General features: G+C 68.2%; 13 protein-coding genes and 1 tRNA gene. 6 read left to right on the top strand and 8 right to left on the bottom strand.

Going from position 1 to position 14357, the window contains the following annotated elements; all coding sequences use genetic code 11:
* Positions 1-2: 2 nt before the first annotated feature.
* Positions 3-968 carry a LysR family transcriptional regulator gene (locus K6V06_RS00980; protein ID WP_222239701.1) on the bottom strand — a complete coding sequence of 322 codons (966 nt, stop codon included), beginning with the start codon at positions 966-968 and terminating at the stop codon, positions 3-5.
* A gap of 115 nt (positions 969-1083) precedes the next feature.
* On the opposite strand from K6V06_RS00980, the gene K6V06_RS00975 reads away from it, so the two are divergent.
* Both K6V06_RS00975 and K6V06_RS00970 read left to right on the top strand, forming a co-directional pair.
* On the top strand, positions 1084-2358 hold the full coding sequence (locus K6V06_RS00975) for a D-amino acid dehydrogenase (RefSeq protein ID WP_222239700.1): 1275 nt from the start codon (positions 1084-1086) through the stop codon (positions 2356-2358).
* An 84-nt stretch (positions 2359-2442) separates the two neighbouring features.
* Entirely contained in the window at positions 2443-3366 is a 924-nt protein-coding gene (locus tag K6V06_RS00970) for a glutamate/aspartate ABC transporter substrate-binding protein (protein WP_222239699.1), read from the top strand.
* Positions 3367-3438: 72 nt separating this feature from the next.
* On the opposite strand, the gene K6V06_RS00965 is transcribed toward K6V06_RS00970, so the two are convergent.
* From K6V06_RS00965 to K6V06_RS00955, 3 genes are all read right to left on the bottom strand, one after another.
* Positions 3439-3528, bottom strand: a tRNA-Ser gene (locus K6V06_RS00965).
* A gap of 267 nt (positions 3529-3795) precedes the next feature.
* The gene (serS, locus tag K6V06_RS00960) at positions 3796-5109 is read right to left on the bottom strand and encodes a serine--tRNA ligase (RefSeq protein WP_222239698.1); all 1314 of its coding nucleotides are present in this window, start codon (positions 5107-5109) and stop codon (positions 3796-3798) included.
* 90 nt (positions 5110-5199) lie between these two features.
* Positions 5200-6552, bottom strand: a complete 1353-nt coding sequence (locus K6V06_RS00955) for a replication-associated recombination protein A (protein ID WP_222239697.1) — start codon at positions 6550-6552, stop codon at positions 5200-5202.
* 237 nt (positions 6553-6789) lie between these two features.
* Here K6V06_RS00955 and K6V06_RS00950 point away from each other — a divergent pair, with 237 nt between their 5' ends.
* Entirely contained in the window at positions 6790-7509 is a 720-nt protein-coding gene (locus K6V06_RS00950; RefSeq protein WP_255581502.1) for a hypothetical protein, read from the top strand.
* A 104-nt stretch (positions 7510-7613) separates the two neighbouring features.
* Here the strand turns inward: K6V06_RS00950 and K6V06_RS00945 are convergent, their stop codons facing one another.
* The 3 genes from K6V06_RS00945 to K6V06_RS00935 form a co-directional block, all read right to left on the bottom strand.
* A complete protein-coding gene (locus tag K6V06_RS00945; protein ID WP_255581501.1) occupies positions 7614-8042 on the bottom strand; it encodes a hypothetical protein in 429 nt (142 codons plus the stop codon).
* Positions 8043-8088: 46 nt separating this feature from the next.
* Complete coding sequence (lolA, locus tag K6V06_RS00940) at positions 8089-8721, bottom strand: outer membrane lipoprotein chaperone LolA (protein ID WP_370637362.1); 633 nt, start codon at positions 8719-8721, stop codon at positions 8089-8091.
* A 264-nt stretch (positions 8722-8985) separates the two neighbouring features.
* Positions 8986-11334, bottom strand: a complete 2349-nt coding sequence (locus tag K6V06_RS00935) for a DNA translocase FtsK (RefSeq protein ID WP_222239695.1) — start codon at positions 11332-11334, stop codon at positions 8986-8988.
* 187 nt (positions 11335-11521) lie between these two features.
* On the opposite strand from K6V06_RS00935, the gene trxB reads away from it, so the two are divergent.
* From trxB to K6V06_RS00920, 3 genes are all read left to right on the top strand, one after another.
* Positions 11522-12469, top strand: a complete 948-nt coding sequence (gene trxB / locus K6V06_RS00930; protein ID WP_222239694.1) for a thioredoxin-disulfide reductase — start codon at positions 11522-11524, stop codon at positions 12467-12469.
* A gap of 101 nt (positions 12470-12570) precedes the next feature.
* Complete coding sequence (locus tag K6V06_RS00925) at positions 12571-13272, top strand: Smr/MutS family protein (protein WP_222239693.1); 702 nt, start codon at positions 12571-12573, stop codon at positions 13270-13272.
* A complete protein-coding gene (locus K6V06_RS00920) occupies positions 13269-13910 on the top strand; it encodes a trimeric intracellular cation channel family protein (protein WP_222239692.1) in 642 nt (213 codons plus the stop codon). Before K6V06_RS00925 ends, K6V06_RS00920 begins: the two co-directional genes overlap by 4 nt.
* Positions 13911-14018: 108 nt before the next feature.
* Here K6V06_RS00920 and glnK read toward each other — a convergent pair whose 3' ends face one another.
* Positions 14019-14357 carry a P-II family nitrogen regulator gene (gene glnK / locus K6V06_RS00915; RefSeq protein ID WP_222239691.1) on the bottom strand — a complete coding sequence of 113 codons (339 nt, stop codon included), beginning with the start codon at positions 14355-14357 and terminating at the stop codon, positions 14019-14021.

The raw sequence follows: 14357 nt of genomic DNA, 5'->3' as shown, positions 1-14357 counted from the left end.
GTCTACTTCAGTCCGTGTTCGAAGACGACCGCGGGGGCACTGAGCCGGCTTTCGACCTGGGCATCGAGCATCGCGGCCACGCGGACGAACTCCTCGCGCAATTGGGCGGCGAGACTGGGAATGCCGCGATGGCTGGCGCGCAGCATCTGGATCTCGAACGGCAGCGCGGGGCGGATCTCGTGCAGCGATACGTCGCGCGCGCCGGCCCCGGCTTGGTCGCCCAGCGCCGTGTACTGGTCCAGCAATGCCATGCCGAGCCCGCCCTGCACCAGCCGGCGAGCCAGCGAGTAGGTCTGCACCTCGAGCGTGGAGCGCGGCTCCAGTCCGTTGCGCGCCAGCACCTGGCGCACCATCAGTCCGAGCGAGCTCTGGTCGTCGTAGCCGATGAAGGCGCGGTCCATCAGCCGGGCGATCGGCAGCGCGCTGCGCCGGGCCTGTCCGGCCAGCGGCCGGCCTGCCGGTACCGCCAGCAGCATCCTGCCCTGCGCGACCGGCACCGCGGCGATCGCCTCGTGCGGCGGCGGCGCGAACGCAAAGCCGATATCGATCTGGTTGCGCAGCAGCCCCTGCACGATCTCTTCGGTATGGTGCGTCAGCACCTGGACCTGCGTGTCGGGATGGCGCGCGCAGAAGCGCTGCAGCGCGGGCACCAGCAACGGTTCCGCAAGACTTGGCGTCGCTGCCACCCGCAAGCGGCCCGCGCCCTTGTGCCGCAGGCTCTCCGACACGCGGCGGACGCGGTCGATCTCGCCGTAGAGGCGCTCGACATCGCCATACAGCGCATTGGCTTCCGGCGTCGGGCGCAGGCGGCCGCCGCTGCGGTCGAACAGGCGGAAGCCCAGCGACGCTTCAGCGTGCTGCAGCACGCGGGTCACCACTGGCTGCGAGACATGCAGCAGGCGCGCGGCCTCGCTGACGGTGCCGGTCAGCATCACGGCGCGAAAGACTTCGATCTGGCGCAGTCGCATGGCGGAAGGTCTCGAGCAGGGTATAGCCTGAAGACATATTCTGGCACGTCTTCGCATTGGGCAGCGTCGCCGATCTCCTTTACTGTTGCTGCCATTGCAATGGAACGAGGCAACGATGCGGGTAGTAATCACGGGCGCGGGCGTGGTGGGGCTGGCGACGGCATGGCAGCTGGCCAGCGACGGACATCGCGTGACGGTGCTGGAGCGGCGCGAGGGCCCGGGGCTGGAAACCAGCTTCGCCAATGGCGGGCAGCTCAGCTATAGCTACGTCGCGCCGCTGGCCGGCCCCGGCGTGCTGGGCAAGGTGCCGGGCTGGCTGCTGCGGCGCGACGCCCCGCTGCGCTGGCATCCGCGGCTGGACCCGGCCCAATGGCGCTGGCTGGCCGGCTTCATGCGGGCCTGCAACGGAACCGCCAGCGACGACACCACGCGCAAGCTGCTGCGCCTGGCGTTTCATTCGCGCGACCGCATGCAGGCCCTGCTGGCGCAGCGCTCGATCGACTTCGATTTCGCCCGCCGCGGCAAGCTGATCGTGCATCGCGATGCCGCCAGTTTCGATGCCGCCCGCCGCCTGCTCGACTATCAGGCGCAGCTGGGCAGCGAGCAGCAGGCGCTGGACCGCGACGCCTGCATCGCGCTGGAGCCGGCGCTGGCGGCGCTGGGCGAGCGCATCGCCGGCGCGGTCCATACCCCCAGCGAGGAAGTCGGCGACTGCCACCGCTTCTGCCGCGCACTGGCCGGGCTGCTTGCCGCCCATCCCGACGTAACCCTTCGCTTCGGCGCCACGGTACGCGGCATCGCCCATGCCGGTGGCCGGGTGCGTGGCGTCGAGACCGGCGATGACTTCGTCGAGGCCGACGCGGTAGTGGTCGCCGGCGGCATCGGCAGCGCCGCCCTGCTGCGCCCATTGGGCCTGCGCCCGCCGCTATGGCCGTTGAAGGGATACAGCATCACGGTGCCGGTGACGTCGGGCGCGGGCGCACCGCATATCAGCGTGACGGACTTCGCCCGCAAGATCGTCTATGCGCGCATCGGCCACACCGTGCGCGTAGCGGGGATGGCGGACCTGACCGGCTCGCCCACCCGTCCGGACCCGCGGCCGGACCCCGAGCGTGCCGGCACGCTGCTGACGGAAACGCGGCAGGTGTTCCCCGGGCTGGCGGACGGCCACGCGCTGCACGACCTGCAACCCTGGGCAGGATTGCGGCCGGCGACGCCGAGCGGCCTGCCGCTGATCGGCGAGTCACGCATGCCCGGGCTCTGGCTCAATATCGGGCACGGGGGCTTGGGGTTTACGCTGGCCATGGGCAGCGCCAGCCTGTTGGCGGATACGATGGCGGGACGCCGGCCGGCTGTCCATGCGACCGACTATGCGGCGACGCTGGCCTGAGGGCCGTACCGGAGGGCCGCCGCCTGGAACCACGAGATGTCGAAGACCACAACGAGCCGTTCCACAACCAAGGAGAGCCTCACCATGAAGTCGAACACGATATCCGCACGCAAGCTGGCGTCCCTGCTCGCCGCCCCGCTGGCACTGGCGGCGGTGCTGGCGGGCAGCGGCGCCGCCCAGGCGCAGCAGAACGACACGCTGGCCAAGATCAAGGAAAGCGGCGTGATTTCGCTGGGGCACCGCGAATCGTCGATCCCGTTCTCGTACAACAATGGCCGCGAGGTGATGGGCTACTCGCACGAGATCATGCTGGCGATCGTCGACAAGGTGAAGACGCAGCTGCAGATGCCCAACCTGCAGGTCCGGCTGATGCCGATCACCTCGCAGAACCGCATCTCGCTGATGCAGAACGGCACCATCGACCTGGAGTGCGGCTCGACCACCAACAACCTGGAGCGGCAGAAGCAGGTCGGCTTCACCAACAGCATCTTCGTCTATGGCATCCGCATGCTGGTGCGCAAGGACTCGGGAGTGAATGACTTCCCCGATCTGAAGGGACGCAATGTCGTGACCACGGCCGGGACCACTGGCGAGCGCCTGCTGGTCAAGATGAACGGCGAACAGGCGATGAACATGAACCTGACCAGCGCCAAGGACCACGGTCAGGCCTTCCTGATCCTCGAGAGCGGCCGGGCAGCGGCCTTCGTGATGGACGAGCCGCTGTTGTATGGGGAACTGACCAAGGCCAAGCAGCCGGGGCAGTGGACCGTCGCCGGCAAGCCGCTGCAGACCGAGAACTATGCCTGCATGCTGCGCAAGGACGATCCGCAGTTCAAGGCACTGGCCGATGGCGTCATCGCCGACATGATGAAGTCGGGCAAGGCCGAGCAGCTGTACAAGAAGTGGTTCCTGTCGCCGATCCCGCCGCGCGGCGTGAACATGAACTACCCGCTGTCGGCGGAGATGAAGGAGCTGTTCGCGAACCCGAACGACAAGGCGTTCCAGTAACGGCTACGCACGACGAGCCTGCAAAAGACAAAGCCCCCGGAAACGAGGTTTCCGGGGGCTTTGCGTTACTGCTGGCGGAGAGGGTGGGATTCGAACCCACGGTACCGTTGCCGGTACGCCTGATTTCGAGTCAGGTACATTCGACCACTCTGCCACCTCTCCTTGATCGGTCGCGTTGCGGCGAAACCGAGATTATAGAGAGGTCTAATGGGGGATGCAAGGGGTTGGCGGCGGAATTTTGTGGGGCCGGACACGGGTGTTGCGATGGCGAGCGCCGGAGGCCCTCTCCCCCGGTCCCTCTCCCACTAGTGGAAGAGGGGAGCGAACCGGCAGCGTCTTGATATGCCTGCGGTTTGCTCCCCTCGCGCTTGCGGGAGAAGGGTCGGGGGTGAGGGTAGCCGCGGCGTCCGCAACAGCCGGCGCTGCGCCTTACCCCTGCGCTTCCAGCCGCGTCACCCCGCCCATATACGGCTGCAGCACCGCCGGCACGGTCACCGAGCCGTCGGCGTTCTGGTAGTTCTCCAGGATCGCCACCAGCGTGCGGCCCACTGCCAGGCCCGAGCCGTTGAGCGTGTGCACCAGCTCCGGCTTGCCCTGCGCGTTGCGGAAGCGGCCCTGCATGCGGCGGGCCTGGAAGTCGCCCATGTTCGAGCAGGAGCTGATCTCGCGATAGGTGTTCTGCGCGGGGATCCAGACCTCCAGGTCGTAGGTCTTGGTGCTGCCAAAGCCCATGTCGCCGGTGCACAGCACCACAGTGCGGAACGGCAGCTCCAGCTTCTTCAGGATTGCTTCGGCATGGCCGGTCAGCTGCTCCAGCGCGTCCATCGATTCCTCGGGGCGGACCACATGCACGAGCTCGACCTTGTCGAACTGGTGCTGGCGGATCATGCCGCGCGTGTCGCGGCCGTAGGAGCCGGCCTCCGAGCGGAAGCACGGGGTATGCGCGACGAAGCGCAGCGGCATCGCTTCCCCGGCGACGATGGCATCGCGCACGATGTTGGTCAGCGGCACTTCGGCGGTCGGGATCAGGTAGAAGTTCTCGATCGCCGCTTCGCCATCCGGCCCTTCGCCACCGACGCGGCGCGGCACGCGGAACAGGTCTTCCTCGAACTTGGGTAGCTGGCCGGTGCCCCGCATCGAGGCGGCATTGACCATGTACGGCACCATCATTTCGGTGTAGCCGTGCTCCAGCGTATGCGTATCGAGCATGAACTGGGTCAGCGCGCGATGCAGGCGGGCCAGGCCGCCGCGCAGCATGGCAAAGCGCGAGCCGGCGACCTTGGTGGCGGTCTCGAAGTCCAGCCCCAGCTTCTCGCCGACATCGACGTGATCGCGCACCGTGAAGTCGAAGGTGCGCGGCGTGCCGACGCGGCGCACTTCGACGTTCTGGGTCTCGTCCTTGCCCACCGGCACGCTCTCGTGCGGCAGATTGGGGATCGACAGCATCAGCTGCTGCAGCTGGGACTGGATCTCCTCGAGGCGCGCGGCGGATGCTTTCAGCTCGTCGCCGATGCCACCCACTTCGGCCATCAGCGCGGACGCGTCCTCGCCCTTGCCCTTGGCCATGCCGATCTGTTTCGACAGGGAGTTGCGGCGCGCCTGCAGGTCCTCGGTACGGGTCTGCAGTTGCTTGCGCTCGGTTTCGAGCGACTGGAATGCCGCCACATCGAGTTGGAATCCCCGGGTCGCGAGGCGCTGGGCCACGTTGTCGAGGTCTTTGCGGAGCAGCTGGATGTCGAGCATAGGCGGAGGGACAGTAAGGCGGAATCTGGTGAGCGGCCGGCAGGCGCCGGCGAGCCCGTCATTTTACTGCACGCGGTCCACCGCGGACGGTCACCCCTGCGTGCCGCCGCTGCCGCCCTGCCCGTCCTTGCGCTGCCGGTGCCACGCCGCGTCCAGTTCGCGCAGATGCCGCAGCTTCTCGCCGATCTTGCCTTCCAGGCCGCGCGGGGTCGGCTTGTACCAGCCCTGCGCCTTCAGGTCGTCGGGGAAATACGTTTCGCCGGCGGCGTATGCCTCGGGCTCGTCGTGTGCGTAGCGGTAGGCGTGGCCGTAGCCAAGCTCCTTCATCAATCGCGTCGGCGCATTGCGCAGGTGCACCGGCACGCCACGCGACTTGTCCTTGGCGACGAAGGCGCGCGCGGCGTTGTAGGCGTTGTAGCCGGCATTCGACTTGGGCGCCACGGCCAGGTAGATCAGCGCCTGTGCCAGCGCCAGTTCGCCTTCGGGCGAGCCGAGCCGTTCGTAGGTCTCGGCGGCGTCCAGCGTCATGCGCGCCGCGCGCGGGTCGGCAAGGCCGATGTCCTCCCACGCCATCCGCACGATGCGGCGGGCCAGATAGCGCGGATCGGCGCCGCCATCGATCATCCGGCAGAACCAGTACAGCGCCGCGTCGGGGTCCGAGCCGCGCACCGACTTGTGCAGCGCGCTGATCTGGTCGTAGAAGGCGTCGCCGCCCTTGTCGAAGCGGCGCAGGTTCTCGGACAGCGCGCTGCCCAGCAGCGCCGTGTCGATGGTGTGGGCACCGGCATTGCGCGCGGCGCGCGCGACGATCTCGATGTTGTTCAGCAGCTTGCGCCCGTCGCCGTCGGCCGAGGCCACCACCAGCCCGAGCGCCTCGTCCTGCCACTGCAGGCCGCCCAGCGCCTCGCTGGCGCGCAGTGCGAGCTGGCGCAGTTCGTCGTCGGACAGGCTCTTGAGCACATAGACGGCGGCGCGCGAGAGCAGCGCGCCGTTGACCTCGAACGACGGGTTCTCGGTGGTCGCGCCGATGAAGGTGAACAGGCCGCTTTCCACATGCGGCAGGAAGGCGTCCTGCTGGCTCTTGTTGAAGCGGTGCACCTCGTCGACGAACACCAGCGTGCGGCGGCCGTGGGCGCGGAACTGCTCGGCCCGCTCGACCGCCTCGCGGATGTCCTTGACACCGGACAGCACCGCCGACAGCGCGATGAACTCGGCGTCGAACGCCTGCGCGGTGAGCCGCGCCAGCGTGGTCTTGCCGACCCCGGGCGGGCCCCACAGGATCATCGAATGCGGCTCGCCCGATTCGAAGGCGACGCGCAGCGGCTTGCCCGGCCCGAGCAGGTGCTGCTGGCCGATGACGTCGTCGATATGGCGCGGCCGCAGCCGCTCCGCCAGCGGCTGTCGGGATGCGTCGGAGGGTTCGGAAAACAGCGAGTCCGCCACGATGGTCCTGCCTTGATTGCTTGCTCGCGCCGCCCCGGCGGCGCCGGGGCGGCAAAGGTGCCAGTGTAGTGCATCGGCGCCAGGGGACCGGCCACCCCTCGCCCGGCGGGCTAAAGTCTGGCACCGGAATGCCGATACCCCGTAGGTGGGAAGCTGCGTCAACGCCGGAGGCCGGCTTTGCTGTCAGCGCCCCTGTCATGCCCGGCACCAAGAACCGATAACTACCGCGGAAACCCCATGCAGTTGCGCTACCGGATGCTGATGTTCAAGATGTCCCGGCTCGCCGGCCAGGACAAGCTCACCGCCGTACAGGAGATCGGCTTCGCCACCGAGCTCGCCGAGCTGGTGCAGAAGGAGGGCCTGGCCGAGCGCGTGGTGCAGGAGCTGTTCGACGACGCCCACCCCCAGATTCGCCGCATCGCCGTCAATGCCATTCGCCGTACCGGCCAGTTCGAGGTGAACGGGCTGCAGGGCGCGCTGCTGCGCCGGCTTTCCGACCCTGAGCCGTGGGTGCGGCACGACGCGGCCTGGGTGATCCAGGAAGCGAAGATGGACGGCGGCCTGCTGCGTGCCGGCTTGCGCCGGCTGGCCGGTTCGGTGCAGTTGCCGCAGGACGCGGTGCGCGCCAAGGAGAATCCGACCGACGGCCTGCTGCAGGCCCAGGTGCGGGCACGCCAGATCCTCGATGCGATGCTGAAGAAGGACGCGGAGGCCGCGCTGGCGGCGTTGCGCGCGGCGATGGCGGCGCTGTCGGGGCTGCAGAAGGACCCGTACAGCAACGGCACCGTGGGCAAGCTCAACCAGGAGCGCCGCCAGTTGCAGCGGCGGATCGCCGCGCGGGCGCTGTCGAGCAGCACCCGGCTGACCTTCAAGCGGGTCGAGGGCCCGGACGGGAAACCGGTGTTTTCGCCGGTCGCCGCGGCGGCACGCAAGCGCGCCGAGGGCGAGCCGGCCTGAGCGCCAGCATCGGGCCGGGGGCAGCGGCATTCGCCCCGCCCTTCGGCATCGACCGCCAGCTCAAGCGCCGGCTCAATCGCTCAAGCGCCGGCTCAAGCGCTGGCTCAACCGCCGGCGCGTCCGACCAGCGCCTGCACCCCTTCGGCCGGCAGCGGGCCGTGACAGGTCCGCTCGCCGCCACGCCGGCTGGCCACCAGCCACACTTGCCCCGACTGGGCAGCCGGCCGCCACAGCCAGCCGTCGCCCCGTGCCATGCCGGGCAGCTCTTCCAGCACGCCATTGCGCTCCGATTGCAGCATCGCGGCGCAATCGGCCGTGGACGCCCGGGTCGCGGCGAGAAAGTCGGGATTGGTCAGCACTTCCGGCAGCGTCGTGTCGGGCGCGCGCAGGAAGGCGTCGACATCGAACTGCCGGCTCGCGCCCCGGTTGACGGCGCAGCCGCCGACCATCAGGGCGGCGGCCAGGGCGGAGACACCGGTCAGCGCGCCCAGGCGCCGCCGGTTGCCGGCGCCCGAGGTGCGGTGTAGCGGCATGGACGGGAAACGGTCGGAACTCGGCGGGTTGCAAGGCATGGCGCCCTCATTGACGGATCACGTCGGCGCCCTTGGGCACCGTGAAGCGGAAGGTATCGGCGGGCAGCTGCGGATTCTTCTGCAGCGCCGAGAAGGTCAGCAGCGTGGTGTTGCCGAACGCATCGCGCAATTCCATCGCTTCCAGGCTGCCGCCGCGAAAGCCGATGCCGATGCGCTCGAACTGCGTATCGCTCGATTTCGGCGTCAGTTCCAGCCACTCGATGCCGTCGCGCACCGGGCCGTCGCGCACGACGAAGTCCTTCTGCAGGTCGTTGCTGCCGAACAGGATCGCCGCCGGGCTGGAGCCGATCGCGCCGTCGAGCTTGCGCTGGGTGACCTGGTTCAGATCCTTGTCGTAGATGTACAGCGTCTCGCCGTCGGCCTGCAGCAGCTGCTCGTAGGGCTTGGTATAGCGCCAGGCGAACTTGCCCGGTCGGGAAAACACGAAGGTGCCGCTGGACGTGCCGGTGACGCGGGTCGCCTCGCCGCTGCCCTTGACCTGGCGCTGCACGAACTCGCCACGAGCGCTTTTGACGGTGGTGACGAAGGTCTTGAGCTGGTCGGTGGCGGCGGCCATCGCAGGCGCGGGAAGGAGTGCGGCGAGCGTCAGAACGGTGGCGCCGGCAATGGCCGAAGCCATAACGCGGATTTGCATGCAGTCGGTCCTCTCTGTCGGGATCGTCAGGATCCTCGGGGATCGTTCGGGATGGATCAGGGTTGCCGTCAGGAACCCGGACATTCTAGAGCGGCGGCCGTTGCCGGTGCTGTCGCCCTGTGTCTGATTGGAGCGCGGCCCGCCGCAGGGATTCCCGGTGCTTTGCGCCGGGTCGGTGACAGCGGTAACGGTGTATTACGCGCGCCCCGGGCCCATCGGCAGCCGCCAGCCGGCAGGGCGGGCAGCGGCTCAGTCGGCCGGCGCCTCGTCGCGGCCGGCGCCGGCAGGGGCGAGGATGTCGCGATTGCCGTTGCCCGACATGGCGGACACCAGCCCTGCCTTCTCCATGTCCTCCAGCAGGCGCGCGGCACGGTTGTAGCCGATGCGCAGATGGCGCTGCACCAGCGAGATCGACGCCCGGCGGTTCTTCAGCACGACATCGACCGCCTGGTCGTACAGCGGATCGGCTTCGCCACCGCCGCCGCCGATGCCGGCGCCCCCGCCGAAGCCGTCGCCGGCCGGGTCGCCATCGACCAGCCCACCCTCGAGGATGCCCTCGATATAGTTGGGCTCGCCGGCCTCCTTCAGCTGCTCGACCACGCGGTGCACTTCGTCATCGGAGACGAAGGCGCCGTGCACGCGCACCGGCAGGCCGGTGCCCGGCGCGAGATACAGCATGTCGCCCATGCCCAGCAGCGCCTCGGCGCCCTGCTGGTCCAGGATCGTACGCGAGTCGATCTTGCTGCTGACCTGGAAGGCAATCCGGGTCGGCACGTTGGCCTTGATCAGGCCGGTGATGACGTCCACGGAGGGGCGCTGCGTCGCCAGCACCAGGTGGATGCCGGCGGCGCGCGCCTTCTGCGCGATGCGGGCGATCAGCTCTTCGACCTTCTTGCCGACCACCATCATCAGGTCGGCCAGTTCGTCGATGACGATGACGATCATCGGCAGCTTGTCCAGCGGCTCCGGCGCATCCGGGGTCAGGCTGAACGGATTGGGAATCTTCTCCTCGCGCGCGGCCGCTTCCTCGATCTTCTTGTTGAAGCCGGCCAGATTGCGCACGCCCATCTTGCTCATCAGCTTGTAGCGGCGCTCCATCTCGCCGACCGCCCAGTTCAGGGCGTTGCCGGCCTGCCGCATGTCGGTGACGACCGGGCACAGCAGATGCGGAATGCCCTCGTAGACGCTCATTTCGAGCATCTTCGGGTCGATCAGGATCAGCCGCACGCTGTCGGCCTTGGCCTTGTACAGCAGCGACAGGATCATCGCGTTGATGCCGACCGACTTGCCCGAGCCGGTGGTACCGGCCACCATGCAGTGCGGCATCCGCGCCAGATCCGCCACCACCGGCTTGCCGGCGATGTCCTTGCCCAGCGCCAGCGTCAGCTGCGAGGTGCTCTCGTTGTAGACCTGCGAGCCGAGGATTTCCGACAGGCGCACCGCCTGGCGCTTCGGATTGGGTAGCTCCAGCCCCATGTAGTTCTTGCCAGGGATGGTCTCGACCACGCGGATCGACACCAGCGACAGCGAACGCGCCAGGTCCTTGGCGAGGTTGACCACCTGGCTGCCCTTGACGCCGGTGGCCGGTTCGATCTCGTAGCGGGTGATGACCGGGCCCGGATAGGCGGCCACCACCTTGACCTCGACGCCGAAGTCCTTGAGCTTCTTCTCGATCAGGCGCGAGGTGAATTCCAGCGTCTCGGCGCTGACCGTCTCCTGCGCCGTGGGGATCGGGTCCAGCAGCGACAGCGGCGGCAGGTTGGCGTCCTGCAGGTCGGCGAACAGCGGTTGCTGCTTCTCGCGCTCGACCCGCTCATGCTTGGGCACCGCCTGCGGCCGCACGATCTGCACCGGACGGGCCTCCTCGTTGCGCACGCGCTGCACCTCGACGGTTTCCGTGCGCTCGACCTTGGCGGCCTCGCCGATGCGGCGGTCCTGCTTGCTCTCGCGGCGCGCCTTGAAGCCCAGGAAGGCGGTCTCGACGAAGGCGCCGACCCGCTCGGCCACCGACAGCCACGAGAAGTGGAAGAACAGCGACAGCCCGATGGCGAACATCATCAGCAGCAGCAGCGTCGCCCCGGTAAAGCCCAGCGCCAGCTGCAGCCACGCGCCCAGCAGGTCGCCCAGCACGCCGCCCGGCGCGCGCGGCAGCGACTCGCGCAGCGGATACATGCGAATCGCTTCCAGCCCCATGCTGGAGACCAGCGTCAGGCCAAAGCCGATCCAGCTGACGACGTTGCCCTGTGGCGGCGGCGGCGTCTGGGCGGCGCGCCGCTCGGGCAGCTCCTCGGTCAGGTAACGCCAGCCGCGCCAGCAGCGCCGCACCAGCAGCACGCCCCACCAGTAGGCGGAGAAACCGAAGACGAAAAACAGGATGTCGGCGATCCAGGCGCCGACGCGCCCGCCCAGATTGTGGATCTGCGCGACTTCGCTGGCATGCGACCAGCCCGGGTCGGCCTTGCTGTAGCTGGCCAGGATGCCGACAAAGGCGAGCGTCGCCCCGAGCAGCAGGAACCAGCGCACTTCTCCGAGCAGCTTGCCGATGCGAGAGGGCAATACGGAGGGGTCGGTGCGGGTGGTGGTGGTGGTTCTGGCCATGCGTCGTATTACGGTCGCGGCGCCGGGAACTGCACCGCGCAGGGATTGATGTCGCGGCATTTTACCCCCGCGGGGGCTATCGCCCTCATTGGAATTTGCAACAGTGAGGAAAGGCGCCTCCACTTATAATGCGGTTTTCGTCGATCAAAGGCTGGCGCGGGCTGTCGTGCCAGAACAGGAAAGCATCATGGCCAAACACGCGAAAGTGCTGATTCTCGGTTCCGGTCCCGCCGGTTACACCGCCGCCGTCTATGCGGCGCGCGCCAACCTGCAGCCGCTGCTGATCACCGGCCTGGCCCAGGGCGGCCAGCTGATGACCACCACCGACGTGGAGAACTGGCCGGCGGATGCCGACGGCGTGCAGGGTCCGGAGCTGATGCAGCGCTTCCTGGCCCATGCCGAGCGGTTCAACACCGAGATCGTGTTCGACCATATCCACACCGCGAAGCTGACCGAGCGCCCGATCCGGCTGATCGGCGACGCCGGCGAGTACACCTGCGATGCGCTGATCATCGCCACCGGCGCCTCGGCGCAGTACCTGGGCCTGCCGTCGGAAGAGAACTTCATGGGCCGCGGCGTGTCGGCCTGCGCCACCTGCGACGGTTTCTTCTACAAGAACCAGGAAGTCGCGGTGATCGGCGGCGGCAACACCGCGGTCGAGGAAGCGCTGTACTTGTCGCACATCGCCAGCAAGGTGACCGTGATCCATCGCCGCGACAAGTTCCGCGCCGAGCCGATCCTGGTCGACCGGCTGATGGCGCGCCAGAAGGAAGGCCGCGTCGAGGTGCTGTGGAACACCGTGCTGGACGAAGTGCTGGGAGACGAGTCCGGCGTGACCGGCGTGCGCATCAAGAACGTGCAGAGCGGCGCCAGCGAGGATCGCAAGCTGTCGGGCGTGTTCGTCGCGATCGGCCACAAGCCGAACACCGACCTGTTCGTCGGCCAGCTGGAGATGAACAACGGCTATATCGTCACCAAGAGCGGCCTGTCGGGCGACGCCACCGCCACCAACATCCCGGGCGTGTTCGCGGCCGGCGACGTGCAGGATCATGTGTACCGCCAGGCCATCACCAGCGCGGGCACCGGCTGCATGGCGGCGCTCGACGCCCAGCGCTATGTCGAGGCGCTGAAGTAAGCGTCTGCTTTCACGGGCAAGCAGGCAAGGCGCCGGCACGGGCCTTGCCTGTTGTCCTTTCAGGGACAGGGACACTTCCCTTCCGACTTTCTCCGCCGCAAATGAAGCACGCTGCCCGCAAGCCCGGCCAGGGGCCCGGCACCTCCTCGCAGACCGGCCCGAAACGGCTCGGCCTGGGCGACCTCGGCAAACTGCGCGAGGCGATGAAGGCTGACGCCGAGCGCCGCGAGGCGCAGCGCGTCGCGGCTGAAGCCGCCGAGCGCCAGGCGCGCGAGGAGGCCGAGATTTTCCGCACCAGCGTCGGCAATGTGCAGTCGCTGCGCCAGCGCGACCGGGTCCAGCCGCCGCCCAGCCGCCCCGAGCCGATTCCAGTGCAGAGCCAGCTCGACGACCAGGCGGTGCTGCGCGCCTCGCTGTCGGATCAGTTCGACGTCGAGAACCTGCTGGAAACCGATGACACCCTGTCGTTCCGCCGCCCCGGCATCGGCCCCGATGTGCTGCGCAAGCTGCGCCGCGGCGAATGGGTGCCGCAGGACCGCATCGACCTGCACGGGCTGCGCCGCGACGAGGCACGCGAGGCGCTGGCCGAATTCCTGCGCCGCTGCGTGCGCCGGGGGGTGCGCTGCGTGCGCGTGATCCACGGCAAGGGCAACGGCTCGCCTGACAAGCAACCGGTGCTCAAGGGCAAGGTGCGCAGCTGGCTGGTGCAGAAGGAGGAGGTGCTGGCCTTCGTCGAGGCCCGCAATGCCGAAGGCGGCTCCGGCGCCCTGATGGTGCTGCTGCGCCAACCGCATACCGCATGACGCCCCCGCTGGAATTGCTGATGGGCCCGCTGCCGGTGGTGCTGCAGGTCCTGGAGGTGATCGGTGTCATCGCCTTCGCGGTGTCGGGGGTGGTCGATGCGCGCAAGCACCGCTTCGACGCGGTGGGCACGTTCGTGGTCGCGTTCGCCACCGCCTTTGGCGGCGGCACGCTGCGCGACGTGCTGCTGGATCGCCGTCCGTTCTACTGGGTCGAGCACGAAAGCTGGGTGCTGGCGATCTTCGTGATGTCGATCGGCGCGGCCCTGGTCTTCCGCGTGGTCAGCAAGGTCGCATCGGAACGGGCGCTGGTGGTGGCCGATGCGATCGGACTGGGGATGTTCTCGGTGACCGGCGCCTCGCTGGCGCTGGTGGCGCAGATGTCGCCGACGGTCGCGGTGATGATGGGCATCATCTCGTCGGTGTTCGGCGGCGTGGTGCGCGACGTGCTGTGCAACGAGGTGCCGATGATCCTGCGCGACCGCTCGCCATATGCGAGCTGCGCGTTCGGCGGGTGCTGCGTCTATATCGGAATGTCGTACGCGGGGCTGCCGCAGGAGCTGTCTTTGCTGACCGGCGCGCTGACGATCATCGTCGCGCGGCTGTTGTCATGGCATTACGGGTGGAAGCTGCCGAATTGAGAGGCGCCTGACGACGCCACCGGTTTGCTCCCCTCGCCCGCTTGCGGGAGAGGGGAGCGAACCTGGCGTTGTCCTTGTCCGCCTGGATCTGGCGGGGACTGCAATGGATCAGACTGCCGCCTCGTCCTGCTCCCCGGTACGGATGCGGATGACGCGCTCGATCTCGGTGACGAAGATCTTGCCGTCGCCGATCTTGCCGGTGTGGGCCGCCTTGACGATGGCGTCCAGCACCATGTCCAGCTGGTTCTCCGCCACCACGACCTCGATCTTGATCTTCGGCAGGAAGTCGACCACATACTCGGCGCCCCGATACAGCTCCGTATGGCCCTTCTGACGACCGAACCCCTTGACTTCGGTAACCGTCAGGCCGGTAACGCCGACGTCCGCGAGCGCCTCGCGCACTTCGTCGAGCTTGAACGGTTTGATGATCGCGGTAATCTGCTTCAT

This window comes from Cupriavidus sp. AU9028 (assembly GCF_019795295.1).
In the GTDB taxonomy this organism is placed as follows: Bacteria; Pseudomonadota; Gammaproteobacteria; order Burkholderiales; family Burkholderiaceae; genus Cupriavidus.
Note: the sequence above shows the minus strand (reverse complement) of the source record. Positions and strands in the feature narration are given on the sequence as shown.

What these genes read in the sequence shown, in the direction of transcription:
- K6V06_RS00980 (WP_222239701.1), bottom strand. Translation starts at nt 968, where the DNA reads ATGCGACTGCGCCAGATCGAAGTCTTTCGCGCCGTGATGCTGACCGGC.
- K6V06_RS00975 (WP_222239700.1), top strand. Translation starts at nt 1,084, where the DNA reads ATGCGGGTAGTAATCACGGGCGCGGGCGTGGTGGGGCTGGCGACGGCA.
- K6V06_RS00970 (WP_222239699.1), top strand. Translation starts at nt 2,443, where the DNA reads ATGAAGTCGAACACGATATCCGCACGCAAGCTGGCGTCCCTGCTCGCC.
- serS (WP_222239698.1), bottom strand. Translation starts at nt 5,109, where the DNA reads ATGCTCGACATCCAGCTGCTCCGCAAAGACCTCGACAACGTGGCCCAG.
- K6V06_RS00950 (WP_255581502.1), top strand. Translation starts at nt 6,790, where the DNA reads ATGCAGTTGCGCTACCGGATGCTGATGTTCAAGATGTCCCGGCTCGCC.
- K6V06_RS00945 (WP_255581501.1), bottom strand. Translation starts at nt 8,042, where the DNA reads ATGCCGCTACACCGCACCTCGGGCGCCGGCAACCGGCGGCGCCTGGGC.
- lolA (WP_370637362.1), bottom strand. Translation starts at nt 8,721, where the DNA reads ATGGCTTCGGCCATTGCCGGCGCCACCGTTCTGACGCTCGCCGCACTC.
- K6V06_RS00935 (WP_222239695.1), bottom strand. Translation starts at nt 11,334, where the DNA reads ATGGCCAGAACCACCACCACCACCCGCACCGACCCCTCCGTATTGCCC.
- trxB (WP_222239694.1), top strand. Translation starts at nt 11,522, where the DNA reads ATGGCCAAACACGCGAAAGTGCTGATTCTCGGTTCCGGTCCCGCCGGT.
- K6V06_RS00925 (WP_222239693.1), top strand. Translation starts at nt 12,571, where the DNA reads ATGAAGCACGCTGCCCGCAAGCCCGGCCAGGGGCCCGGCACCTCCTCG.
- K6V06_RS00920 (WP_222239692.1), top strand. Translation starts at nt 13,269, where the DNA reads ATGACGCCCCCGCTGGAATTGCTGATGGGCCCGCTGCCGGTGGTGCTG.
- glnK (WP_222239691.1), bottom strand. Translation starts at nt 14,357, where the DNA reads ATGAAGCAGATTACCGCGATCATCAAACCGTTCAAGCTCGACGAAGTG.